This window comes from Pseudoalteromonas sp. 2CM39R (assembly GCF_023161845.1).
Genome location: NZ_JALNTM010000005.1, coordinates 306711 through 330724, shown reverse-complemented (window position 1 = coordinate 330724; position 24014 = coordinate 306711). Strand labels below are relative to the sequence as shown.

25 protein-coding genes are annotated in these 24014 nt (G+C 40.3%); 15 read left to right on the top strand and 10 right to left on the bottom strand.

Going from position 1 to position 24014, the window contains the following annotated elements:
* Window positions 1-86: 86 nt before the first annotated feature.
* Window positions 87-383 carry a ribosome assembly RNA-binding protein YhbY gene (gene yhbY, locus MTF66_RS13940; protein WP_054551950.1) on the top strand — a complete coding sequence of 99 codons (297 nt, stop codon included), beginning with the start codon at window positions 87-89 and terminating at the stop codon, window positions 381-383.
* Between the two features lie 105 nt (window positions 384-488).
* Here yhbY and MTF66_RS13935 read toward each other — a convergent pair whose 3' ends face one another.
* Window positions 489-1637 (bottom strand): serine hydrolase, encoded by a 1149-nt coding sequence (locus MTF66_RS13935; RefSeq protein ID WP_248527497.1) that lies wholly within the window; start codon window positions 1635-1637, stop codon window positions 489-491.
* A 115-nt stretch (window positions 1638-1752) separates the two neighbouring features.
* On the opposite strand from MTF66_RS13935, the gene MTF66_RS13930 reads away from it, so the two are divergent.
* The 6 genes from MTF66_RS13930 (at window position 1753) to MTF66_RS13905 (ending at window position 7768) form a co-directional block, all read left to right on the top strand.
* Window positions 1753-2559 carry a hypothetical protein gene (locus MTF66_RS13930; protein ID WP_248527496.1) on the top strand — a complete coding sequence of 269 codons (807 nt, stop codon included), beginning with the start codon at window positions 1753-1755 and terminating at the stop codon, window positions 2557-2559.
* Between the two features lie 166 nt (window positions 2560-2725).
* Window positions 2726-3565, top strand: a complete 840-nt coding sequence (locus MTF66_RS13925; protein WP_248527495.1) for a MipA/OmpV family protein — start codon at window positions 2726-2728, stop codon at window positions 3563-3565.
* Entirely contained in the window at window positions 3555-3956 is a 402-nt protein-coding gene (locus tag MTF66_RS13920; RefSeq protein WP_062564316.1) for a DUF3019 domain-containing protein, read from the top strand. The genes MTF66_RS13925 and MTF66_RS13920 overlap by 11 nt, the downstream gene beginning before the upstream one ends.
* 13 nt (window positions 3957-3969) lie before the next feature.
* Entirely contained in the window at window positions 3970-4677 is a 708-nt protein-coding gene (locus MTF66_RS13915; RefSeq protein WP_054561866.1) for a response regulator transcription factor, read from the top strand.
* 12 nt (window positions 4678-4689) lie between these two features.
* Window positions 4690-6000, top strand: coding sequence for an ATP-binding protein (locus MTF66_RS13910; RefSeq protein ID WP_248527494.1), 1311 nt, complete (start codon window positions 4690-4692; stop codon window positions 5998-6000).
* Window positions 6001-6415: 415 nt separating this feature from the next.
* Window positions 6416-7768 (top strand): sodium-dependent transporter, encoded by a 1353-nt coding sequence (locus tag MTF66_RS13905; RefSeq protein WP_248527493.1) that lies wholly within the window; start codon window positions 6416-6418, stop codon window positions 7766-7768.
* Between the two features lie 31 nt (window positions 7769-7799).
* Here the strand turns inward: MTF66_RS13905 and MTF66_RS13900 are convergent, their stop codons facing one another.
* Together MTF66_RS13900 and MTF66_RS13895 are read right to left on the bottom strand one after the other, a co-directional pair.
* Window positions 7800-8237 (bottom strand): GNAT family N-acetyltransferase, encoded by a 438-nt coding sequence (locus MTF66_RS13900; protein ID WP_175082068.1) that lies wholly within the window; start codon window positions 8235-8237, stop codon window positions 7800-7802.
* 67 nt (window positions 8238-8304) lie between these two features.
* Window positions 8305-9048: a sporulation protein gene (locus MTF66_RS13895; protein WP_054561870.1), complete on the bottom strand. Its 744-nt coding sequence runs from the start codon at window positions 9046-9048 to the stop codon at window positions 8305-8307.
* Between the two features lie 221 nt (window positions 9049-9269).
* Here MTF66_RS13895 and MTF66_RS13890 point away from each other — a divergent pair, with 221 nt between their 5' ends.
* From MTF66_RS13890 to MTF66_RS13880, 3 genes are all read left to right on the top strand, one after another.
* Entirely contained in the window at window positions 9270-10841 is a 1572-nt protein-coding gene (locus MTF66_RS13890) for a cation:proton antiporter family protein (protein ID WP_248527492.1), read from the top strand.
* Between the two features lie 285 nt (window positions 10842-11126).
* The gene (locus tag MTF66_RS13885) at window positions 11127-11408 is read left to right on the top strand and encodes a hypothetical protein (RefSeq protein ID WP_248527491.1); all 282 of its coding nucleotides are present in this window, start codon (window positions 11127-11129) and stop codon (window positions 11406-11408) included.
* Window positions 11409-11545: 137 nt separating this feature from the next.
* Window positions 11546-11761, top strand: coding sequence for a DUF3820 family protein (locus MTF66_RS13880; RefSeq protein WP_248527490.1), 216 nt, complete (start codon window positions 11546-11548; stop codon window positions 11759-11761).
* 112 nt (window positions 11762-11873) lie between these two features.
* On the opposite strand, the gene MTF66_RS13875 is transcribed toward MTF66_RS13880, so the two are convergent.
* The 6 genes from MTF66_RS13875 to ilvY all read right to left on the bottom strand — a co-directional run bounded on the left by MTF66_RS13875 (window position 11874) and on the right by ilvY (window position 17380).
* Window positions 11874-13121 (bottom strand): ATP-binding protein, encoded by a 1248-nt coding sequence (locus tag MTF66_RS13875; RefSeq protein ID WP_248527489.1) that lies wholly within the window; start codon window positions 13119-13121, stop codon window positions 11874-11876.
* A gap of 6 nt (window positions 13122-13127) precedes the next feature.
* The gene (locus MTF66_RS13870) at window positions 13128-13820 is read right to left on the bottom strand and encodes a response regulator (RefSeq protein ID WP_054562019.1); all 693 of its coding nucleotides are present in this window, start codon (window positions 13818-13820) and stop codon (window positions 13128-13130) included.
* 14 nt (window positions 13821-13834) lie between these two features.
* A complete protein-coding gene (locus MTF66_RS13865) occupies window positions 13835-14221 on the bottom strand; it encodes a DUF3019 domain-containing protein (RefSeq protein ID WP_248527488.1) in 387 nt (128 codons plus the stop codon).
* 1 nt (window position 14222) lies between these two features.
* Window positions 14223-15056: a MipA/OmpV family protein gene (locus tag MTF66_RS13860; RefSeq protein WP_248527487.1), complete on the bottom strand. Its 834-nt coding sequence runs from the start codon at window positions 15054-15056 to the stop codon at window positions 14223-14225.
* 167 nt (window positions 15057-15223) lie between these two features.
* Complete coding sequence (locus MTF66_RS13855; protein WP_248527486.1) at window positions 15224-16186, bottom strand: GGDEF domain-containing protein; 963 nt, start codon at window positions 16184-16186, stop codon at window positions 15224-15226.
* A gap of 291 nt (window positions 16187-16477) precedes the next feature.
* Entirely contained in the window at window positions 16478-17380 is a 903-nt protein-coding gene (gene ilvY, locus MTF66_RS13850) for an HTH-type transcriptional activator IlvY (protein ID WP_055197018.1), read from the bottom strand.
* Window positions 17381-17526: 146 nt separating this feature from the next.
* Between ilvY and ilvC the strand changes: the two genes are divergently transcribed.
* From ilvC to MTF66_RS13830, 4 genes are all read left to right on the top strand, one after another.
* On the top strand, window positions 17527-18999 hold the full coding sequence (gene ilvC / locus MTF66_RS13845; protein WP_248527485.1) for a ketol-acid reductoisomerase: 1473 nt from the start codon (window positions 17527-17529) through the stop codon (window positions 18997-18999).
* A 144-nt stretch (window positions 19000-19143) separates the two neighbouring features.
* Complete coding sequence (locus MTF66_RS13840) at window positions 19144-21057, top strand: methyl-accepting chemotaxis protein (RefSeq protein ID WP_248527484.1); 1914 nt, start codon at window positions 19144-19146, stop codon at window positions 21055-21057.
* An 84-nt stretch (window positions 21058-21141) separates the two neighbouring features.
* Window positions 21142-22326, top strand: coding sequence for a tetratricopeptide repeat protein (locus MTF66_RS13835; protein WP_248527483.1), 1185 nt, complete (start codon window positions 21142-21144; stop codon window positions 22324-22326).
* The gene (locus MTF66_RS13830) at window positions 22313-23179 is read left to right on the top strand and encodes a M20/M25/M40 family metallo-hydrolase (RefSeq protein WP_248527482.1); all 867 of its coding nucleotides are present in this window, start codon (window positions 22313-22315) and stop codon (window positions 23177-23179) included. Before MTF66_RS13835 ends, MTF66_RS13830 begins: the two co-directional genes overlap by 14 nt.
* On the opposite strand, the gene MTF66_RS13825 is transcribed toward MTF66_RS13830, so the two are convergent.
* Entirely contained in the window at window positions 23180-23497 is a 318-nt protein-coding gene (locus MTF66_RS13825) for a GIY-YIG nuclease family protein (protein WP_248527481.1), read from the bottom strand.
* Window positions 23498-23614: 117 nt separating this feature from the next.
* Here MTF66_RS13825 and MTF66_RS13820 point away from each other — a divergent pair, with 117 nt between their 5' ends.
* Window positions 23615-23977 (top strand): outer membrane protein assembly factor BamE, encoded by a 363-nt coding sequence (locus MTF66_RS13820; RefSeq protein ID WP_054551724.1) that lies wholly within the window; start codon window positions 23615-23617, stop codon window positions 23975-23977.
* The last annotated feature ends 37 nt before the right edge of the window (window positions 23978-24014 follow it).

Sequence of the window (24014 nt, the reverse complement as noted above, 5' to 3'; positions counted from 1 at the left end):
ATTAATACGTAACTAATTAGTAATATTCTCTAGATGGCGTTAGAATACCCTTAATTCAAGCCATATTCAGCAAAATTTGTAACATGATGAAATTATCGAACAAACAAAAGCAGTTTTTAAAAGGCCAAGCGCACAGTTTAAAACCTGTTGTATTACTTGGTGCAAACGGATTAACAGAAGGCGTTTTAGTTGAAATTGAAAGCGCTCTAGAAATTCATGAGCTAATCAAAGTTAAAGTTCCTACAGATGAACGTGAAACTAAAACATTGATTTTTGATGCAATTGTTCGCGAGACAGGCGCAACAAAACTACAAACAATTGGCCACACAATTGTATTGTATCGTCAAAGCGAAGAAAAAAAGATTCAATTACCACGCGGTTAATCCTGCCTTGTGAAATTTCGAATCAGAAAAAGCCAGCAAATATGCTGGCTTTTTTGTAGGCAAAAATAATTTTGCATTAATTTGTAACTAAACTTTTTTCTTAAACTATTTTTGTTCTCGTGTGTATTTAAGTACCCGATTAATAAACTCGGTGGTTAGCTCATTAATTAACCCTGTTTCTGCATTGAGAACTAAGCTAAACCCTATGTTTAAATGTGGGAATACCACAATATCGCTGCGATAACCTTGTACCCAACCACTATGGTAATAAAGTACTTCATTATCATAGTTATAAACACGCCAACCCAATCCATAGTATGCGTCTTTAACATGACTTCGCCAAACTCGGCGACGCGTCTCTTTTTTTGTATGTGTATAAGGACGCGTTTGTTTGATCAATGCTTCGAGTGGTAATACATCTGGGTATTGTCCTAGCTGCGCATTTAACCAAATAGCCATGTCATTTGCGCTGGCGTTCACACCTGCAGCTGCAGGCACTTTATAGTAATTTTTCTTTAAACGAGATGTATACCAACGCTTTCTACCGCGTACATGAGGATGAGCATAGTTGTTGTCTTTAACCATCCCCTCAAAACCAACACTGGCATCCACCATTTTTAAAGGCGCAAAGATATATTCTGAAATCCAATGTGAGTAGTCCATCTGTGTTGATTGATAAATCACTGAGTCAATCAAACTAAACATCACATTTTGATAGCCGTAGCACTCGCTTGGTTTGCAGATAGGCTCAACAGTCAATAGCCGCTCGACAATATCTGGGTAACTCATACGCGACTCAATTAGGTTATCGTATGCATTAGGTACTAGGCCACTAGAATGACTAAGGATATGATAAATTTTTAAGTCATCTTTGTAAGCAGTATTAGAAAAAGCAGGAATAAACTTACTTATTGGGTCATCAATATTAAACTCCCCTTGCGCTGCAAGTTTAGCAGTTAATGAGCCCGCAAAGGTTTTAGAGACTGATGCCAATCGAAAGCGAGTATGTTTATCGACTCTACGACCTTTTTCTATTTTTGTTCGACCAATACCATTAATAAAATCATCATGACCAATATTTACAATCGCCAATGAGCCACCAGGGATCCCTTTACTTCTTAACTTACGAGTAAGGTGTTTATTATAATCAGCAACGAAAGTTTGCCATTGCTTATCACTCGAAGCAGCTTCTCCGCTAACAAAAAGCAATAAAAAAGAAAAAAGAAAAGGAATTAAAGATAAGCTGTACTTCATTATTTATTTTTTTAAGTCTGTTTAGGAAGTTTCTTATAACATAATATCATGAACTTTTGCCTCGACTAACGTACAATACGCGTAATCTTAAATATTTATGGGTAGATTAATCTTTATGCGCTTACTTGTAGTTTTGTTTTTTACTTTAATTTCAGCTGGTTGTGCCCTTAAACCTGAACCTGCACCATTACTTTCGATGCCAAAGAAACCAAGCTTACAAAGCCAACGTTTTCAAGTAGAGTATAAAACAGAGCATGCGGCCCCTAAAGTAAAGTCGGTGCAATTGCCTGCACATACTGTGAGTAAAAATCAAACTGTGGTGATAGTTGCCGACAAAACCAGTGTGACTGATACCCTGTATGGTCAGCTTACAGAAGCACTTGCAGCCAAACAATTAAAGGTTGTAGAAGATGGCACTAAAGCAGATTATACCCTATCTATTCACCAGCTTGATCTTGAACTGATTGAAGACACAGAATATCAATTAATCAAACCTGAAAAGCCTCTGCCTTTATTTGACGAAGTTGCAAAACAGTTTCCCGTTCAGCAATGTGCGACTATTTTAGGTCAAGTAAGCATGCGCTTAACTCACAAGCGAACTGGTGATGTTGTGTGGTTCGCAAAATCATCGATTGATAGCGCAAGTTTTCATCGTGAGCCACTAATTTATAGCTTTGTACAACAGCAAGTAATCAAGAATGAACTTGAAGTGGCGAGCTTTGTGCACGAGCAAAACTCGGAACAAGCTCGCATGGCGCGAATTAATCAAGAAGTAACAATTCCTGCTTATCAAACTATCACGCAAATGACAGCCTTAAAAAAAGAGCAAGGCCCGTGTAACCGTACAGAAATTAGTGCACTTACACCTATGATGCAGTACTACCTGAGCAGCATTTTAATCGATAAAATTAAAGTTCAGTAACTAACTTTTGCTGTTTGTCTGCCCATAGGCAAACAGCTTCCCTCCTTGAATTTGCAACACTTTCTTACACTTCCAATTTCTGTCACTACATTTTTTTACAGATTACAGGAACTCCTTAACAATATACTATAAGCTATTACCCTTTCTCACAGACAAGGAAGCAACGTTGCGAGCTTACAGTGCCCTATTATTGATATGTTTAACCTTGCTTAGTAACACAAGCCAAGCAAGTAACCGCTATTATGCAGACAATACTCTAGAACCTAGCCAAGGCTTTGCGTGGGACTGGGGCATCGGGTTAGGTTACTACGTTGAAGACTCTTACCTTGTAGGCATGGACTCATATAATGATGGCATAGAGCCAGATGTACACCTCGCAGTTTCTTACGACAGCTTTTACCTCGATTACGACCAAAGCCAACTTAGCGGCGGTTTAACATTAGGTTACAGCGTTATCGATAAATTTGAATGGGGCTTAGATATTGTCGGCACCAACATTCAATCTGGCTTTGATGAAACAGGCTTAAATATTTATGGTAACGAAGTAATTAAAGAGATTGAAGGGATCAGAACACGCGACTACGACTTTGATGTAGGTCTTCGCCTATCACGTCGCTTTGAAAACTCGCAAATTTCATTTGAATACCTGCATGATATTTCAGGGGCACATAATGGCTGGGTAATGAATTCTTTTTTTAGCCAGATCATTCCTTGGCGAAATTGGGAGTTTCGCTCTGGCGTTGGCTTAAGTGCCTACTCAGAAGACTTTACAAATTACTACTTTGGCATTTCAGAAGCTGAAGCGCTAGAAACTCGCCCTGTATATAACCCAGATACCTCTTACAGCCTTATTTTTGAATTTCATGCAGAATACCCAATTAACAGACACTGGGTGTTTTTAACTGGTTGGTTATCGACTTGGTTTTCAAACGATATTCACCAAAGCCCTATAATTTCTCAAGAGTATCAGCATAAAGCCAAGGTAGGCGTGCGTTATGTTTTCTAAGTATTATTTGTGCTTTACCTTATTACTGTCAGGGCCATTACTCGCTGAGCAGCAATCTGTAGGTAAGAAAGATATTGAAAATGCGTTAGTTGCCCTGCCCGACACTTGCGTAGCGCTGCGTGAAGGCAGAAATTGCTACGCAGAAGTTGATTTAACATGGCATCAAGAGCAAGTTGGTAACTACTGCTTACGTAATGCACAAAGCAAGCACATTATTCAGTGCTGGTTGATGCAACAAAAGGGCTTATTTAGATACCAATTTGATTCAGCAGAAACCATAGGTTTTGAACTTATAAGCAGTGATAACGGTAAGGTTGTTGCAAGCACTGAAATACAATTACAGTGGGTCTATCAAAATCGTCAGAAGAAACGTCGTTGGCGACTGTTCTAAGCAGGAGTAAATAATGGAACATTACGGAACTATCTTATTAGTAGAAGATGATATTTCTCTCGCCAATTGGGTTGCGGAATATTTAATTGAACAAGGCTACCAAACAACCATATGCCAACGTGGCGATCAAGTGGTTGAACAGGTGCGTAAAACAAACCCTGACTTAGTTTTGTTAGATATTATGCTGCCTGGTCAAGACGGTATTAGTGTGTGCCGTGATCTAAGACAGTTTTATCAGGCCCCGATTATTATGCTAACAGCGCGTGATGATGAAATGGATGAAGTGATTGGCCTTGAAGTTGGTGCCAGTGATTACATGATGAAACCCGTTCGCCCTCGCGCTTTATTAGCACGTATAAAAGCAGCACTTCGCTCTAAATCAGATACACAAGAATCAAGCACAAGCTCTGAGCTTATTAATGTGGGTAAGTTATCAATCAATACTGAGTCACGTACCGTTTACTTTAATAATGATGAGGTTCATATCTCAAGCGCTGAGTACCTACTACTGCATTATTTAGCAAGTAATGCAGGCCAAGTGGTTTCACGTGATGCAGTGTTTAAGGCAACGAAAGGCCGCGAATATGATGGCTTAGACAGAAGTGTGGATGTGCTGATTTCATCATTACGTAAAAAATTTAATGATGACCCTCAGCACCCTGAAAAAATTAAAACTATCTGGGGCAAAGGCTATTTACTTGTTGCCACCGCTTGGCAATAACGACTCGCGCCTGTGAAAAAGTTCTATATCTCACTTCTTGGTAGTGCTTTACTTTCAATCATCGTGTTGGGTTGGCTAATTGATGCTTTTAGCCAACAAACCCAAGCACCTCAGGATGTGTTTTCTAGCGAAACACAAATGATTAAAGGCTTTGCAAAGCAACTCGCTAAGTATGATGCTAAAGATCGTGAGCAAGCTATTGCGGATATTAACCAAAACTTTGCTGTGCAACTAGAGTATCGCCCTACACAGTCGCTTGCGCTACCTCATTCATTGTTAACACAAATGACCCAACCTAGTGGCCTTATCCTCGAAGATCAGCAAGGCTACTATTTACTTTACAGTGAAGCCGCTTTAGGCACGCACCACTTAAAAATGCGTTTAGATAAAGACTTAACACACGAGCAAGGCAACGATGTATTACTCACCTTGTTGTTCTACGCTGGGTTATGCGTATTTATGGGCTTTATCATTGCGCCACTGGCCAAGCGTTTAACGGTATTAAACGAAGCGGCACAACGCTTCGCTAAAGGTGATTTAAAAAGCCGCATTCACTTATCTCACTTTACCTATATCAAAGATGTTGAGCTGACATTTAACCGTATGGCGAGTCAAATTGAAAAACTTCTTGATGAGAATAAGTTAATGGCATCAAGTTTATCTCACGATATTCGCACACCTATCGCCTGCTTAAGGTTTGGCCTTGAAGCAGCGCAAGACTGCCCTAATGACGAAAAGCGCCTTGAGTATCTTGCTCGAATGGAAAACGACTTAGACCAAATGGAGTCTATGCTAAAAAGTTACTTGGCATTTGCAACCCTTGAGCAAAAAGCGAATCAGTTGACCTTTAATCATTCTGATCTAGAAACCTATATTCTTACTTTAATTCATCAAATTGAGCCCAAGCTTGAACAACAAGGCTTGCGCATTAATCACCTCGTTGAAGGCGGTGATATTTGTGCTGATTTACACTGGTTAGCTCGAGCCATTGTTAATTTATTAAGTAATGCTTGCGACTTTGCTGAATCAGAAATTTTACTCAGTGCTACGAGTACCAGTGAATCCGTTACCATAAAAATTGAAGATGACGGTCCGGGTGTCAGCGAACAAAACTGGCAAAAAGTATTTAGTCCATTTTTCCAAGAACAAACACATCGTAACCGGGATGGAGAAAGCTACGGGCTTGGCCTTGCTATCGTTGCGAAAGTTGTTGATTGGCATCATGGCACGGTCGAAGTATCAAAAAGTAAGCAGCTAGGTGGCGCCTGTTTTAGCTTATGTATACCCAAACCATCTCAAGGTGCGAGTTTCAGTTGGAATTAAAAGCGATTTAGGCAAGGCATTGATTGCAAACAATAGTGGTTCTATGGTTAAAATCAATAACGCAGTATAAATCGCTTTTAAACCAACCCGTTGGGCGTTTCACAGGCACTTACTCTCATCGTTGTTACTTTTTAAAAGGGACTGCCATTCTTGCAAAGTAACGCCTTGATATCAAGCACCTGTGAAACGCTGAATTCTGCATCTTGAGGTGGCTTGGGTATATACAAAATAAAAGCCACTAAAGCGGTTTCATTTGTGTTAATTGTTTCGTATTGTAATGCGCAATTGCACGAATTCTACGCTGACAGCTCGCACATAACGAAGAACAACCAAAATGCGGATGATTAACCCTTTTTATTTAGTGTTAATTCGAGTAGATTGTCAGCGCCGTCACAAATAGAGAAGTAACAATAATATGAGCGCATCACGTGGGGAGTTCAGCTCCCGCTTTGGATTTATTATGGCTGCAGCAGGCTCTGCTGTTGGCTTAGGAAATATTTGGGGTTTCCCAACACAAACTGCAAGTAATGGCGGTGCCGCGTTTTTAGTGGCTTATTTAGTGTTAGCATTTTGTCTTGCTTATCCTGCTTTAATGGCTGAGTTAGTAATTGGTCGTCATGGTCAAGCTAATGCCGTCACTTCACTTCGAAAAGTAACGAATCAAGCATGGCAAAAGAAGTTCGCCTTCATGGTGGGTTTTGGCGGTATTATTTGTGCGGGTCTAATTTTAAGCTTCTATGCGATTGTGGCTGGCTGGATGCTGAGTGCGACCCTCGAACCCGTTGCGCAATTAGCCGGTCAAGAGCAAGCTAGCACTTGGCTTAGTGAGCAGTCACTATCAAGAAACCTTTTATTTACTGCTGGATTTATTATTCTAACCGTCTCTATTATCTCTAAGGGTGTAGAAAACGGCATCGAAAAGTGGTCTAAGCGCTTAATGCCTGCCCTGTTAGGTATTTTGTTTATGCTAATCATCTATGTAATGACGCAAGATGGCGCAATGGAAGGTCTAAAGGCGTATTTAGTGCCGGACTTTTCATCGATTTTAAACCCTGAGTTATTAGTGAATGCGTTAGGACAAGCATTTTTCTCATTGTCGCTTGGTACCAGCGTAATGATCATCTACGGCTCATACATTAGCAAAAAAGAAAACCTAGTATCGTTAGGCGCTTATGTGACTTTAATCGATGTGTTCATTGCCTTTGTAGCCGGTTTACTCATTATTCCAGCTATGTATGTTGCTCAAGCTCAAGGCGTACAAATTTTCTCTGCTGAAGGCGCTCTACTTTCTGAAGATACCTTAGTATTCCAAGTTCTGCCGGCACTTTTCACTAGCATGGGTGATGTGGGTATTTTTGTTGGCTTTGCTTTTTTCGCGTTAATGAGTATTGCAGCGTTAACCTCATCAATCTCTATGCTAGAAGCACCGGTTTCTTATGCTGTTGAACGCTTTGCGCTTAAGCGTGTGCAAGCAACATGGATCATTGGCGGCATTATTGCGCTCATTAGTTTTACAATTGTCTTTAACTTAGGCACCTTGTTTGGCTTTGTGATCACCTTAACCACTAAGATTGGTCAACCGATTCTAGGCTTAATGTGTTGTATTTTTGTTGGTTGGATTTGGCATCGCGCGTCACTGCTAAAAGAAATTCAACAAGGATGCCCTGAAGCTGCCAATAGCTTCTTCTGGAAAGTATGGCCATGGTATATCAAGTTTATTTGCCCACTAGCCATTTCGCTCGTATTTGCTAACTCTCTGCTAAGCTAACAAATGATTATGTTTGAAGTGGCCATTTAGGCTACTTCAAACACATATCCTGATGTGGAATGCCATCTTCTAGGTAATCATCCCCGACATTTTCAAAACCAAATTGCTGATAAAACCCTGTTAAATAACACTGAGCACCAATCATAATCGCTTTGTCAGGCCAATGCTCTTTACATGTGTCTATCGCAGTTTGCACCAACTTACTCGCCAAACCTTCACCACGAAATTGCTCTGCTACCAGCACACGACCAAATGCGCTAAATTGCTCATTCTTTTTATAGCATCGTGCATAGGCTGCCACTTGTTGATCTTTAAACAAGAACACGTGCTGGGTCAGTTCATTGTTATCTACTTCGTCAATTTCTGGGTAAGGACAAGTTTGTTCTACCACAAAGACATCAACCCGCGCCCGTAAAATGGCAAATAATTCATCTTTACTGAGTTCACTATAACTTTTAACAGAAAACATAACTCTCCTTTTTGAAGACAAAAAACCCAGCCGTAGCTGGGTTTTAACTAACTTAATAGCAGTTAGCCTAAGCAAATAATCGTTCTAGCTGATCACACAGCTGCGACAGGTTTACATGATCATGTTCAATAGTTAAATCGACATAACCATCCCCTCTGAAAGCACGGTCAAGTTCGATTAATACATGAGTTTTGTGCGCTTCGGGCACAAACGACAGCTCTATCTCTTGTAGACCAAATAAGCTTCGGCTATTTGGGCGATACTCTAACTCTTGATAACATCCTGAATGCGATTGAAAAGTCGGCGCTCTCAAGAAGCCTTTTTCAACATCCGCTTTTACTAGGCTAAAGCCAAGTCTATCCATCGCTTCCATCAACGTGCTTACGGCATCGTTAGGATAAATATGAAGTGCATCACGATCAGTTGGATCAAGTGCTAAATCAATATCCAAGCCTGTTTCAAGCCACACATGTGATTGGTTATAACCAGCATTAATTTCAGTGATCGGTGTTTCTGAGTGCAGTCGCGCTTCAAATGGAATATGTTTTTCAGCACCTGCTGCAATCGTGCCGATATCTGTAATTCGCCACTTTTCAATTACATGGTTTGTAAAGTACTCACCATCTTCACCTTCGACTTTAACACGTGTCATCAATGCTAAGTCTAAACCCGATATGTCTTGATCAACATCGCCGCCTTTAATAACAATAACGGCATTAAATTTTTGACCCGGTTGTAAATGCTCTGTCTCAAGTACAGTGTCAACTTTTGCTGCACCAATACCTACTGATGCAAGGATTTTCTTAAACATCTTTTCTCCTTAAGCCAGCTTCTAACCTATGGCTTAAATTCCTTTGTTAATGCATCTTAACCACAATTAAAAGCTAATGTCAGCGAAAAAATGATGCTTTTGGCGGATTAATCAATAAATCATGTATAAGTGCTTATTTTTTGAACTCTTCTTGCTCAATCTTGTTTTCCAATAACGAATATTTCGCTACACTTCTAGCAAATGAAGTAAAAAGAACAATTATGGAATTAATCTACTTTGCTACCGCGTTCGTTTGTGGCTTTGCTGTTTACCAGTTAAGGCTCCCCCCTCTTATCGGCTTTTTGTTAGCGGGTTTTGCACTTAACCTATATGGATATAAAACAACCGAGCTGCTCAATACCTTAGCAAGCTTGGGTGTTACTTTATTATTGTTTAGTATTGGTCTTAAACTCAAAGTATCTAACTTAATAAAACCGCAAGTTTGGGCGCCCGCTTCATTGCATATTGTTCTGAGCAGTACGCTATTTAGTGGTTTCATGTTGTTATTGGGGGCCCTTGCACTGCCGTTATTTAATGAGCTTACTTGGCAAAGCGCATTGTTAGTCGGCTTTGCTTTTAGCTTCTCTAGCACCGTGTTTGCCGTAAAAGTACTTGAAGAACGCGGTGAGATGGCAAGCCTCCATGGTAAAATCGCCATTGGTATCTTGGTTATGCAAGATATCTTTGCCGTTATCTTCTTAGCTATAAGTACGGGTAAAGCCCCGAACATTTGGGCGCTGGCATTATTAGTTGGATTACCCATTTTACGCCCTGTGATGTTTTGGGTATTAAACCGCTCAAAGCACGGTGAATTATTACCTCTATTTGGCTTTTTCTTTGCGCTAATTATTGGCTATCAAGCGTTTGAATTTGCAGGTCTTAAAGGTGATTTAGGTGCGTTGATCATCGGTATGATGTTCGCCTCACACAAAAAAGCTGGTGAACTATCAAAGTCACTCCTTAATTTAAAAGACGTGTTGCTGGTTGGCTTTTTCTTAAATATTGGCTTGAATGCTGAATTGACAAGTCATGCTGTGATTGTTGCTCTCATCCTTATTTTAGTCCTGCCAATAAAAGTTGCACTTTATTATGTACTAACAAACGTGTTTAAATTACGTGCTCGTACTTCTTTGTTGAGCGCATTTAGTTTAGCTAACTACAGTGAATTTGGCTTGATTGTCTGCGCCGTTGCAGCCACCAGCAATATGATCACATCTGAATGGCTGGCCGTAATGGCTATCGCTGTGTCAATCACCTTTATACTCGCATCACCATTAAATAAACGCTCGAATGAAGTGTATGTAAAAATAGAACATTGGCTACTAAAATTTGAAAGTGACAGCCGTCTTGCAGAAGAGCTGCCAGTTAATCTAAATGACACTAAAATCGTAATCTTTGGTATGGGTCGAATTGGTACAGGTGCCTATGAAACAATCAGTCAAACTCACCCTAACCTTGTTGCTGGCATTGATATTAAGCCAGATGTTGTCGATAAGCATATTAAACGAGGCCGCCGGGTGTTACTTGCTGATGCCACTGACCCTGACTTTTGGCAACGTGTAAACCACTCACATGTGGGTATGGTGATGCTTGCAATGCCAAAACACATGCAAAATATTTTTGCCTTAGAGCAACTTCGTGCTTCTGGTTATGAAGGTCAAGTTACGGCGATTGCAAACTACCCAGATCAGCAAAAAGAACTAGAGGATATGGGGGTCGACTCTACTTATAACTTCTATTTAGAAGCTGGTAGCGGCTTCGCTGAGCATGTAAAACAAAAACTTTTCTCTTAATGTAAAAAATAATTCTCGGTACCTTTTCATGGTACTGAGAATTATTTTCACTGTATTCAGTTAGTTGGCTAACTAGTTTTCACGACAAACCAAATCAGTCCCTTTATTGGGTCAAGCTTATTTACAAAGCTTTACATCCAGATTAGCAATCAGGCTAAAAAAAAGAGTAGAATTAATTCCAAGGTGCTTAGCTAAGTATCTATTTTTAACACAAAAAAGTTTAACAGTGTTGTGTAGTACCGCTGTTTTTAATTCAGCACTGTTAGATGGATTGAGGTTGTTTAAATGAAAGATAAGTTTACCAACGAATTTTTAGCAAACACGGATGACGCACGTGCTGGGAAACTTTCAGATATACAGCAGCAACTTGATGAGTTACAAAATAATGGCATGACTGCAATGGATATCAGAACAGTGCTATTCAACAAGATGCTCGATGTATATCAAGTTCCAAGCGATCATTTTCTACGTAATGGTGAAACACCAGAACGAATCGACGACCCAGCTATTGTCGTTAAGCTAAATAAACTTGGCTTCACGAAAAAGCGTCGTCACCAACTACACTAATACGCCGTAATTAATTAGTGGTTGTTATTCTGAGGGCCTACATCCCTCACTAAATAGGCTGTTTCTTGCCCGTCACAGCCTATTTTCTCTCTCCTTTTTACCGTATCATCTAGCTTTAAAATTTCTTTGAGATAAAGATGGATACAGCTCAACTCAAACGTGCCATAAATACTAAGATGCCATTTGGAAAGTATGCTGGTCGCCCTTTATTGTTGCTGCCAGAGCCTTATTTAGTGTGGTTTAAACAGCAAGGATTTCCTGATTCCCAGTTAGGTGCACAGCTAGCCATGATGTATGAAGTGAAGCTCAATGGCCTTGAAAAAATCCTAATGCCATTATTAAATGAAAAATAATTAAACTTTTTTCGAACTTTTATATTCAAGTGCGGTCTATTACTTTGCTACTTGTTTATTTTTGGTTTTAATCTTTAAAAAGCGCCCTAGGCGCTTTTTTTATGCATGCAATTTAAAGCGAGTTACTTTTAAACAAATGAATAGTAAATTTAGCTCCACCTAATGGTGAGTCACACACCTCAGACTGCCCTTGATGCCAACTAACAATTTTAGCGACAATGGCAAGCCCTAACCCAAAGCCCCCTGTTTTCTTGTCACGACTTTTATCTAAACGAGTAAATGGCTTAAAAATACTTTGCCACTCAGATTTAGCGATTCCAGGACCATCGTCTTCAACACTTATTTGTATTGAATCCCCTAATTCTTCAAGACTTACATGAATTTTATGGTTTGCGTATTTTTGTGCATTGCCTAATAGATTTTGAATACAACGCGCCATAAAATGCTCGTCACACTCGTAGTAAAGCTGCTTGGGTGCAGTCACTGCTACCTCTATATCAGTAGCAAACTCGAGTTTATTCACCACACTATTGATAAGCGCTGTTAGGTCACAGGAACGGGGCTTTAAGCTTGGTTGGTGTGAATCAAGTCGTGCGTATTCAAGCATTTCTGACACCAGTGCTTCAAGCTCTGCAATATCAGCCTGCATGTTATCAATGTATGTATACGACTTTTCATTCTCGATTTGCTCTTCGAGCATGGCAACAGCAAACTTTAAACGCGCAAGGGGCGTTCTAAACTCATGAGAAACGGAAGAAGTTAGCTCTTGCTGCGCAGCCAGTAGATACTGAATACGCTCTTGCATCGCGTTTAGGGTATCAGTAATCGGCAGAAAAAATGATTTAGAGGCATCCTGAAGCTCAAAGTCTTGCGCCCCTCCCACGGCTTCACAGGCGAGCGTCAATTTATTAAAGTCACGCCAAAGTAGCAAACTCCAAAGTCCAATTGGTAGGCCAATCACAGTTAATAATAAAAAGTATGGCCAAACGGAGCTAAAGTTTGGATTTTCAACTGAAAGTGGGCCTACATGTAAAAGCTGAGTGTCATTAAGAGCTATGTACCAAACCACTTTTTGTTCTTGATTGAACAAATACAGGTAATGGTCATTATTGAGCTGTGTTTTTAGGTCTTCAGGAAGTGCTAGATCGGTAAGATTAATTATCTCGCTTTCGAATTCTTGTTGGAGTGTCGCTAAGCCACTTTCAGTTTGGCTTAATAACCACAGAGATTTACCAAATTCTTGGTCTAGGGCTATTTGCTGTTGCGTTTCTTCGTAGGGCCATAACTGCTCTATGACCCCACTAACTAGAAACAGAGAAACTATTATATAAAGATATAAACTAGCAAATAGTTTCCCCATTAAAAATTACATATCCCATGCGTCAGATACGAAAAGGTAACCCTGTCCCCAAACTGTTTTAATTCGGTATGGTTTATCACTGTTATCACCTAATTTCTTACGGATACGCGATACACGTACGTCAACGGTTCGGTCTAAACCATCATATTGACGACCAATCATGTGTTGATGAACATGCTCACGACTTAACACTTCACCAGCATTTGACGCAAGCAACCAAAGCAGCTCAAATTCATGAGAAGTCAGTGTAATTTCACTGCCTTTAAGTGTAACAATGCGGCTAGTTTTATCAATGGTTAAATCGCCAAAGCTAAGCTCTTCTGGCGCTTTGTTTGTAGCTTGACCGCGACGTAACAATGCATTGATACGTGCTAACAATACACGAGGTTCTGCAGGCTTAATTACATAATCATCTGCGCCAAGTTCAAGGCCAATCACTTGGTCAAAGTCCTCACCTTTAGCTGTCAGCATTAAGATAGGTAAGCTAAATTTATCACGTACCTGACGGCAAACGCTAAAGCCATCTTTACCCGGTAACATGACATCTAAAATCATTAAATCAACTGGGTTGTTTTCAAGGTATTCAAATACTTCGTCGCCGCGTTCAAGGACCGCAACATCCAACCCATTATGTTGAAGGTAATCACGTGTTAACTGCTGTAAGCCGAGATCATCTTCAACAAGTAAAATCTTTGCCATTGGTTGCTCCTGAATTAAAAAAAGCTCCACGGTGAGCGTAATCTACGCCTCGTTGTTTTTGCTTCTGTGCTTTGCACTTCGACTTTTGCGGTCGCAATTTTGCTCCCCGTGTGCGGATTGACTAAGGAGTATATTGTTTCAACCTGAACCCGCGCTTTATGGCTGTAAAGCCCTTTTTTGCTGTCGTTCCAGCATTGAATTTGTTGGTTATTTTGAAACAAACACAGATCTTGAGGCAGCTGTGTTTGCCAGCTGATTTTTAACTCAAGATCACAAAATTCGTGCTGTTGTAATACAACACACACTTTTGGCGTGATATCAAACTGAGTCGCTTGCGCATGGCTTGGGGTAACCCAAATAACAGCAGCAAACACACACAGACTAAAAACAAAATACTTCATATTAAAAAATATGATTGAATCCTATAAATGCAGTCATCGAGTACGTGTGTTCAAAAAGCGGACTGTCATCCACGGCTGAGTAGTCATAATATGCTAAATGAAAACGAAGAGAGTTAGCCTCACTCAGGGGCCAACGGGCGTCGATTTTAGCATAAGGTTGCCAACTACTGCCAACATCTATTTCCCCATATGAGGACTCTTTAGCCGATAAACCATAAAAATAATCATTTAGTCTGGCTGATTTGTACCAAACCCCTAAGCTAGGTGCGACAGATAGGTTTCCTATTCGGTGATGTGATTGCCATTGTAAAGCACTACGAAGGCCTTTATAAACGCCCGAAACATCGGCCAGTGCCTGTAAAGAAATCACATGATTATTATTAATATAGTGATAGCTTAAGCCAGCATCTAATGCCCATCGTCTCTTTTTAATATCGTTCGTAGATACTGACTTTTCTGCCAGTTCATTACTGGTGGTCGACTCAACAATAAAGCTATTCGATGTTTGCAGTGCAAAAACATTGCTTGGGTGAAAATCTATAAAGAAGCGAGTCTCAGGGTTGAACTCGGTTACTAAATTAACAACATGAGTATCGCTTTCTTGGAATGAATAACCTAAACGGCCATTATCAAAGAACCATTTTTCACCATAAAAAGCGATTTCAGGCAGCACAATTAATGGTAAGTTATCACCACCACGAAGTGGGTTCGTGATCACCCCAGCTCCCGTATTAATACTTAGGTGCCACTGCTGGGTATCGATCTGTTGATTTGCCACACGGCTTTCACGTTCAGTGCGCGTTGAGTCATCAGCGCTTGCTTGACTTACTAGCATGCCTATCAAGACACAAACCGCTGCGCACATCCTGATCGTTTGAGATTTCATTGTTATTTTACGACCAAAGGGGTTTTGCAATAAGAGCATAATATCAAGATGTGAACAAACTGTCGTTGCAAGGTTACAACTATTCACAAATTTGATACATATATCGGTTAAGTTTGTTACTCTTCGACGATTTCGATACGATTTCGGCCATGCTCTTTGGCTAAATAGAGTGCTTTATCGGCTTTTGCTATGAGTTGTTCTGGATTACTATTTTTAGCTTTTATAGCAATACCAAAGCTAGCAGTGACTTGGCTTAACACCTTATTAGATTTAGGCTCTTTAATCTGTAATTTAGCGACAGCATGACGCAGCTGCTGAGTAAAATTAGTCATGTCACTAATACTGGCAAACTGTGCGGTGAAACAAAACTCTTCACCACCATAACGATAGGCCTGACCAACGCTAGATACATGTTTAAGTAGTTTTGCTGAAACTGCACGCAAAACTTGGTCTCCTTTTTGATGACCAAAAGTGTCGTTAAATTGTTTAAAGTGATCGATATCAACCATAGTAAGAACAGTGACTTCAGCTAAGTCATTGGTTTGACAAAACCGCGTGATATCTTCATCAAACTTACCGCGGTTATAAAGCCCTGTAAGCGGGTCTTTTTCGGCTTTACTTCTAGACCTGACAAGCTCTTGTTTTAATTCTGTAATTTCTGAGTAAGCCAGCGCAAGCTGATTTTGAAAATCTTGTGCACGACTTTGCAAAGCTGCCGACTCGTCACTTAAGCGCTCTACACAATCAAGTACATCATCAAAGCCGCTTTCCTGACTGATATCTGCACTAGTTAGTGTGTTACGGCATTCTTGCAGGGCTTCATTAAAATCTGCTGAGTAACTAAGTGCTTCATTGATATCTTGGTGGACTCTGCCTACAACATCATTAAAGCCGCCAGATAGCTGATAAAATAGTGCCAAGTCGTCCCGAGATAAATACTTGTTGAAAAGGTGCTTTGCCTGCTCATGGCTACAGGTATTGTATTTTTTAATAATACTATCAAGCTCTTTATTTAAGTCTTGATTCTTTTCACTAACATAGCAATACCAAAGCGCATAATTAAGCGGTGTAATTGGCATTTTGTATTTTACCATTAAGGGAATTGCGAGCTTCAAACAATGGCTCGAGTAGCTTAAAGAATGTTCGGCTTGCGCTGAGAGTATCATGAGTCTAGGCCATGAAAATTTTATTATTTAAATTAAGTTAACAACACTAAAAGAAAAATCAATGAAAAAGGATTTTAGCAGTGTAAAACCAGCAAAAAACACGAATATTTTTCACAAAAACCAATACTAAATAATTAATAGAAATAAACCATTTGTATCAACATAATATAGTTAGCAGTAAAGTGTTAGTGACTAGCTCTTAAGCTAGATTGCTTGCTGAGTAAGCGATTGAGCAATACTCCAAATTGCGTTGAGTGCCGGATCATGGCGCTCCTTATTTAAAACAGCTAGACCAATTTCAAATCCTGCAATAGTCTGCTCTGCATCACTCACTATTTGTACTTTATCTTTGAGCGGGCTGTTATCCAGTACAATTTTTGGCACCATGGCAATGCCTAAACCTAAGCTCACCATAGAAACCATGGCTTCGTGGCCAGCAACCTGCGCATATATACGGCCATGAATATTCTTTTTACGCCACCACTGCTCAAGCCGCTGCCTAGATAACCCCTGCTCAGCAACAATAAATTCTAAATCTGACCAATCAATTTGTTCACTGGCAGTTAGCTTTTCGCTGATCGGGCACACTATTTTTGGTGCTATCAATACTAATGGTGAGTAACCAACGCTGGTAAAGGCTATTTGCCCTGGTAACTTTAAGGGTTTTGCAGCAATTGCCATATCTTCATGGCCATCTAAAACACGATTTATTGCAAGAGCAGGATCACCGGTATTGAGGGTAATTTCAATATATGGATGCTGCATTCGCAGTTGCTCAAGTATTTGGTGTAAAAAACTATAAGAGGCTGTTACTGAGCAATAAATACTGACATTGCCATAAACATGCTGTTGCGGCTCTTGTACGTTAGCCTTAAAACGGTGCCAGTTAGCCAGCGTCGCATTTGCGTACTCAATAAATGACTCACCCTCGCGAGTTAATTTGACGGTGCGATTATCCCGATTAAACAGCACTACCCCAACTTCTTCTTCAAGTTGCTTGATGTTGCGGCTCAAAGTGGGCGCACTGATATGACAAAGCTCACTGGCCCTAGCAAAGTGCAGCGTCTTAGCTAACGCCAAAAAGTAATTAAGATGTTTGTGATCCATACCGCCACCATTTCATTTTATGAAATACTTTAATTCAAATATATCATTTTACGCAAGGTAAAAAATTGCATAGTGTTAATACATACAAAGAACACCACGTCGGTTCTTTGATTTTCTAACAAAATTGTATTTATAGGACACTAACAATGGCGAATTATTTTAATACTCTTCCTTTAAGAGAGCAGTTAGCGCAATTAGCGCAGTGTGAATTTATGGACCCAGCAGAGTTTGCTGATGGTGTAGACGCTTTAAAAGGGAAAAAACTCGTTATTGTCGGTTGTGGCGCACAAGGCCTTAACCAAGGTTTAAATTTACGTGATTCTGGTTTAGATGTTTCTTATACTCTTCGTGAGTCAGCTATTGCTGAGCGTCGTCAATCTTTCTTAAACGCATCTGAAAATGGTTTTACTGTAGGCACATATGAAGAGCTTATCCCAACAGCAGATGTAGTATTAAACCTAACGCCTGATAAACAACATACGGCTGTTGTCACTGCCATCATGCCGTTAATGAAACAAGGCGCAACACTTGCTTATTCACACGGCTTCAACATTGTTGAAGAAGGCATGCAAATCCGTGAAGACTTAACAGTAATCATGGTTGCACCTAAGTGCCCTGGTTCAGAAGTACGTGAAGAATACAAGCGTGGCTTTGGTGTACCAACATTAATTGCAGTTCATCCAGAAAACGACCCTCAAGGCCATGGTTTAGCGCAAGCTAAAGCATATGCAGCAGGTACCGGCGGTCATCGTGCGGGTGTATTAAAATCCTCATTCATTGCAGAAGTTAAATCTGACTTAATGGGTGAGCAAACGATTCTATGTGGCATGTTACAAACAGGCTCACTACTTTGCTTCGATAAAATGGTCGAAAAAGGCATTGATGCAAGCTATGCGTCAAAACTAATCCAATACGGTTGGGAAGTGATCACTGAAGCGCTTAAGTATGGTGGCGTGACAAACATGCTTGACCGTTTATCAAACCCAGCAAAAGTGAAAGCATTTGAATTAAGTGAAGAGCTTAAAACAATTATGCGTCCACTATATAACAAGCACATGGACGATATCATCAGCGGCGAATTCTCTCGCGGTATGATGGCTGACTGGGCTGAAGATGACGCGAAATTACTAGCATGGCGCGCAGAAACTGCCGAAACTGCATTCGAAAAGCAACAAAATACCGACCAAGAGATCAACGAACAAGTATTCTTCGATCAAGGTATTTTAATGGTTGCAATGGTTAAAGCAGGTGTTGAGCTTGCTTTCGAAACCATGACTGCGGCAGGTATCATCGCTGAATCTGCTTATTATGAATCACTACACGAAACGCCGCTTATCGCAAACACTATTGCTCGTAAGAAGCTTTTCGAAATGAACCGAACTATTTCAGATACTGCAGAGTATGGCTGTTACTTATACAACCACGCGTGTTTACCGCTGCTTCAAGACTTTATGAAAGGCATCGATACAGATGTGATTGGTAAAGGTCTTGATAGTGCAAGCAACCAAGTTGATAACCAAACCTTGATTGCGGTGAATAAAGCCCTACGCGAGCACCCGGTTGAAATCATTGGTAGCAAGCTACGTGGTTACATGTCAGCAATGAAGAAAATTGTTTAACCCTGGAAAGTAAGTTTCGCTTGTTAGAAACCAAGCCCAATTGCTTATATGCTTTGGGCTTTTTTTTTGTACCTACATTGATTCGTCATCTGTAAAGTGTATGCTAAAATTACTGACTTAAATGTTGTAAACTAAGACACTTTCATGGCGTTAAATCAACTCACCATTACTAAAAAAATTACACTGCTTGGCAGTTCAATTGCCCTCATTGTTGCTGCGTTAATAGGCGCAACAGCGATATACAGTGCAAAACAAATCATCGAACAACGAATGATTGAATCTGAGCTACCTAGCAAACTTCAAGCAATTGATAACTATATTACTCACGATATAAATCAAATGATCAGTGCAGCTGAGCAACTCTCTAGTAACGAGTTTGTATTAGAGTGGGCGCGTTCAGGCAATACTGATGATAAAACACTGCTAAAAGAACTTAACCGCCTTGTTAAGCAATACGATTTAGCAACCGCTTCGTGGGCTAATCGTGAAACTGCACAATATTGGAACCAAGACGGTTTCTTGCGCGTTTTAACTCAAGAACAAGATGGTTGGTTTTTTGCGTTTACAAACACCGCACAGCCTTTTTCTATCAGCATCTATCAAGAATCACCGACTGATGTGAAAATGTTTGTAAACCACCAGCAAACCAACGGCATTGGTTTAGCAGGTCTTGCTAAAAGCATTGACGATATGCAGGCTATGCTGCAGCGCTTCCAAATCGAAGAAACCGGCTTTGTATTTGTTGCCGATAAAAACGGCCTCATTCAGCTACATAAAGACGAAAACAAAGTCGCTAAAGCTAACTTAGATGACGTTTATAAAGCAAGCATCACGCGTACTCTGCTAACGCAAAGCGACTTCAATTTACAAGAGATTGATCTCAACGGTGAAGCAACCTTAGTGGCAGCAAGCCCTATTAAAAACACCGATTTATTTGTTATTGCCCAAGTACCTAAGCACGAAGTGTTTTCGAGTATTCAGGTTTTACAATGGCAAATTATTAGCTTTGCAATAGTGATTGCGCTGATCGCAAGTTTTGCTGGTTTAGTGCTTGCACGCACGCTTTCATCGCCGCTGTCGAAAATGGCTGAGTTATTCACCCGTTTAGGCTCTGGTGATGCTAACTTAGCATATAGACTTCCTGACTCTGAGCAGCCAGAACTTGCTAACTTATCTGCTGGCTTTAACCAGTTTATCTCTAAGATTGAAACTGCAATCAGCCAAGTAGCTCAAGAGAGTAGTGAAATCAGACAAAGCGCTGATCATGTGTTTCAGAAAGCACAAAAGAACTCTGAAGCGCTCGATAATCAAAAAGAGCAAACTATCTCGGTTGCTGCGGCGATTAATGAAATGGGTGCGACAGTGCAAGAAATTGCCTCAAGCGCAGCGAACACGGCTAAGCTCACTGAGAATAGTAAGCAGAACACTGAACAAAGCCATACTCAGGTAACGCAAAGTAAAGAAGCGATAATAGAGCTGGCATGTGATATCGATAATATTACCGAGCAAGTAAACGAGCTGGCAAATAAAACGCAAGCTATCGCAAGTATTGTTGACTCTATCAGGGGTATTTCTGAGCAAACCAACTTGTTAGCACTCAACGCAGCGATTGAATCTGCTCGTGCCGGTGAGCACGGCCGAGGCTTTGCTGTTGTAGCTGATGAAGTAAGAGCGCTTGCAAATCGCACTTCACAATCAACAACTGAAATTCAAACTATGATCAGTGAGCTTACCAGCACCTCTGATTTAGTGGTTAATCACATCAATCACTCAAAATCACAAGCTCAATTAAGCGTTGATGCAATGCAGAGCTCTGTTGAATTACTTAATGCCATTAACGATGCTGCCAATGAAATAAACGATATGGCAACCTTAATAGCAACTGCGACCGAAGAGCAAAGTAATGTTGTGGCAGATGTCGGTCGCAATATTGAACAAATAAGTGACATTAGTGACAACGTCATGCGTGAACAAATTGACAGTGAACAAGCAATCAAAGACTTAGCGAACAGTGCGCAAACCCTTGATGACCTTGTTGCGACGTTTGATAAACGCTGACACGTTTTGTAACAGTTAACCCTGACCCTTTTTCATTCACGGCCTATACTTAAATGGTATTAGGCCAAGAATTAAGAGGGTCAGATGAAATTACCTAGCATTGTTTTAGCCTCAAGCTTTTGCTTATTAACGGCGTGTAGTAGTACAGAAAATAACACCGCTCCCCCACCACTTGCTTTGACTCAAAGTAATACGTTTACTCAAACCCCAGTTGAAACTCAACAAGAGATTTTTGCATTAAGCGAACATGTAAAAGAGCAACTTGATAGTGCTTTTCCAAAAGACAGTCGTTCATTGCAAAGCACTAAACGTTTGCTGAAGTTCCTACTGCAAAATGGCGATGCGTCTTTATCTTATCAATCTGGTGCTACCTTAACGGCTAATCAAGCCTACTCAAATTTAAACGCCAACTGTTTATCGTTATCGATTTTAGCCTATAGCCTTGCTGACTACCTCGGCCTTGAAGGACAATTTCAAAAAGTGCATATCCCAGAATATTGGGCACTTGATAATGGCTTTAATTTACTCACAGGCCATATCAACTTAAAAGTAAGTGAGGCTCAAAAACTTGTGGTAAATAGAAAAGTCATTTACCCAGAAGAGCGCTCTTTAGTGATAGACTTTGACCCTAACAGCCGCCAAGAAGCGTTTAAAACCAGCAACATCAATAAAGCCCGCATCACAGCAATGTTTTATAACAATAAAGGCGCAGCTGCGATGCTAAAACATGATTATGATACTGCTTTTAGCTATTACAAAGCAGCAGTTGATATTGATAGCAACTACTCAGGTGCATGGGGCAACCTTGGCGTGTTATTCAGATTAACGAGTGACTATAAAAGTGCAGAAACAGCCTACCAATACGCGATTAGTTTAGATCCAGATAACAACACCGCATTAGGCAATTTAGCAAGACTCTATAACCTGACCGATCGTAAAGAGCAAGGTCAAGCTATATTAGCCAAGCTTGATAATAAACGCCAAGCAAACCCTTATTACCATATTTCTTTAGGAAATGACGCCTATACAACCGCCCGTTATCAAGATGCCATAAAGCACTACAAAAAAGCCCGTGACTTAAATCCAACCCTGCATGATACTGATTTTGGTTTAGCGAGAACCTACTATCAATTGGGGGACTTAAAACTGGCTAAAAAGTATTTAACTATGGCAAACAATAAAGCAGACTTTGATCATGATAAACAGCGTTACGAGAGTAAATTACAAGCGCTTCGCTCGCATACTGCAAAGCTTATTGATTACCGCTAGTGCTTTACTGATAAGCACTGGGCAAGCATTTGCCAATACAGACTTAGAACAAGACATCATAACGCTAACATCGCCTCAATTTGCAGGGCGAAAAACGAATACCGAGGGCGCGAAATTAGCCGCTGACTTCATAGTAGAGCGCTTTATAGCTCTTGGCTATTCTGTTAATGAACAAAGTTTTACTTATCAATCAGGATTCTTTAGCAAGGCTACTGGGCGGAACATTATTGCGTCCCAAAATAGCCGCTGTGAAAACTGTAAAAAAGTTATTTTTACTGCCCACTATGATCACCTAGGGCAAAAAGGCAGTCGGCTTTATCCGGGTGCTAATGACAATGCCAGCGGCGTTGCCGCTTTACTTTATTTAGCTGAGCACTTTGCACAAAGCCCCCAGCCCTATCAATTAGTTTTTGTTGCAACAGATGCAGAAGAAAATGGCCTACATGGTAGCGAGTACTTGGTATCGACACTTAATAAAGACGAAATCAAACTTAATATTAATTTAGATATGCTCGTTGTGAACCCACGAAAACCGCGTATCTATGCGTTTTTAGATAAGCAATCATTAGCGCAATATCAAGCTGACATTAAACTCCTATCTGATGAGCAGCTAACCTTTATGGCAACTAGCTCGTCAGCAAGACTGAATCGATTATTTGATCTCAAAGTTGATTGGCGCAGAGCAAGTGACCATTATTCGTTTGCTAAAGCGGGGATCCCTTATATTTACTTTGGCATCGGACACGATAAACATCATCATCAAAGCACCGACACAGCGGCGCACATTGACTTTACATTGTTCGAATATGCCATGGCGAAAATAGCCCTATTTATTGAAAAGCTTCCAAGTTAGTTATTTGGGTAGTTCAGAAGTTAAAACAAACTGCCTTTTTTGTGCTTTGCTGAGCTTTTTTACGCTTATTTCAAGTTTAGTTGCTTCACTACGATTACCTACCTGCTGTTGATAGATAAGTGTTAAAGGCCCTTTGCCTTTAAGATTTTTAGCCCCTTTCCCAGCTTGATGCTGCATAAAACGCTTTTCAACGTTAGTGCTGATCCCAGTGTACCAATGACCTAAACGTGTTTGCACTATATACAAATGCCACAGAGTCTCTGAATTTTCGTTGTTTTTTATAGGCTGCTGTAAACTTTCTGGGTTTGCTGTGGTCAAATCTGTGCCTCGTGATTGTTAATCGCATTTCAGTAAAAACAATTACTGAAAAGGGTTTTACCTTCTGTGACTAATCGGTATCATGCAGTGTATAAAAAATAAGGATTCAAACAAATAATGCAGTCGTTTAAAACTTTTTCTTTTTGGTTAGTACTTACCCTTACTTTAAGTGCTACAGCAGGGTGTTCAAGCTGGGTTTACCGAATCAACATTCCTCAAGGTAACTTCTTAGAGCAGTCAGATGTAGATAAGCTACGTGTAAATATGACTCGCGAGCAAGTACTGTATGTACTAGGCAAGCCAGTAGCTGAAGACTCATTTGATAAAAATACCTGGCACTACCTGTACGTATTCAACCTTGGTCGCAGTAACGAGCAACGTAAGTCACTCACTATTAACTTTGAAAACGATAAGCTCGTTTCGTTATCGGGTGACTATGAACAACCTAGCGAATTTAATACACCTTTAGAGCAAGAGTAATATTAATTCGAATTAATTAAGGGTAGCCTAAGCTACC

What these genes read in the sequence shown, in the direction of transcription:
- MTF66_RS13900 (WP_175082068.1), bottom strand. Translation starts at nt 8,237, where the DNA reads ATGTTTTCTGTTAAAAGTTATAGTGAACTCAGTAAAGATGAATTATTT.
- MTF66_RS13820 (WP_054551724.1), top strand. Translation starts at nt 23,615, where the DNA reads ATGCAGTCGTTTAAAACTTTTTCTTTTTGGTTAGTACTTACCCTTACT.
- MTF66_RS13875 (WP_248527489.1), bottom strand. Translation starts at nt 13,121, where the DNA reads ATGGGGAAACTATTTGCTAGTTTATATCTTTATATAATAGTTTCTCTG.
- MTF66_RS13915 (WP_054561866.1), top strand. Translation starts at nt 3,970, where the DNA reads ATGGAACATTACGGAACTATCTTATTAGTAGAAGATGATATTTCTCTC.
- MTF66_RS13840 (WP_248527484.1), top strand. Translation starts at nt 19,144, where the DNA reads ATGGCGTTAAATCAACTCACCATTACTAAAAAAATTACACTGCTTGGC.
- ilvC (WP_248527485.1), top strand. Translation starts at nt 17,527, where the DNA reads ATGGCGAATTATTTTAATACTCTTCCTTTAAGAGAGCAGTTAGCGCAA.
- MTF66_RS13935 (WP_248527497.1), bottom strand. Translation starts at nt 1,637, where the DNA reads ATGAAGTACAGCTTATCTTTAATTCCTTTTCTTTTTTCTTTTTTATTG.
- MTF66_RS13855 (WP_248527486.1), bottom strand. Translation starts at nt 16,186, where the DNA reads ATGCCAATTACACCGCTTAATTATGCGCTTTGGTATTGCTATGTTAGT.
- MTF66_RS13835 (WP_248527483.1), top strand. Translation starts at nt 21,142, where the DNA reads ATGAAATTACCTAGCATTGTTTTAGCCTCAAGCTTTTGCTTATTAACG.
- MTF66_RS13895 (WP_054561870.1), bottom strand. Translation starts at nt 9,048, where the DNA reads ATGTTTAAGAAAATCCTTGCATCAGTAGGTATTGGTGCAGCAAAAGTT.
- MTF66_RS13930 (WP_248527496.1), top strand. Translation starts at nt 1,753, where the DNA reads ATGCGCTTACTTGTAGTTTTGTTTTTTACTTTAATTTCAGCTGGTTGT.
- MTF66_RS13885 (WP_248527491.1), top strand. Translation starts at nt 11,127, where the DNA reads ATGAAAGATAAGTTTACCAACGAATTTTTAGCAAACACGGATGACGCA.
- MTF66_RS13860 (WP_248527487.1), bottom strand. Translation starts at nt 15,056, where the DNA reads ATGCTAGTAAGTCAAGCAAGCGCTGATGACTCAACGCGCACTGAACGT.
- yhbY (WP_054551950.1), top strand. Translation starts at nt 87, where the DNA reads ATGAAATTATCGAACAAACAAAAGCAGTTTTTAAAAGGCCAAGCGCAC.
- MTF66_RS13865 (WP_248527488.1), bottom strand. Translation starts at nt 14,221, where the DNA reads ATGAAGTATTTTGTTTTTAGTCTGTGTGTGTTTGCTGCTGTTATTTGG.
- MTF66_RS13920 (WP_062564316.1), top strand. Translation starts at nt 3,555, where the DNA reads ATGTTTTCTAAGTATTATTTGTGCTTTACCTTATTACTGTCAGGGCCA.
- MTF66_RS13905 (WP_248527493.1), top strand. Translation starts at nt 6,416, where the DNA reads ATGAGCGCATCACGTGGGGAGTTCAGCTCCCGCTTTGGATTTATTATG.
- ilvY (WP_055197018.1), bottom strand. Translation starts at nt 17,380, where the DNA reads ATGGATCACAAACATCTTAATTACTTTTTGGCGTTAGCTAAGACGCTG.
- MTF66_RS13870 (WP_054562019.1), bottom strand. Translation starts at nt 13,820, where the DNA reads ATGGCAAAGATTTTACTTGTTGAAGATGATCTCGGCTTACAGCAGTTA.
- MTF66_RS13880 (WP_248527490.1), top strand. Translation starts at nt 11,546, where the DNA reads ATGGATACAGCTCAACTCAAACGTGCCATAAATACTAAGATGCCATTT.
- MTF66_RS13890 (WP_248527492.1), top strand. Translation starts at nt 9,270, where the DNA reads ATGGAATTAATCTACTTTGCTACCGCGTTCGTTTGTGGCTTTGCTGTT.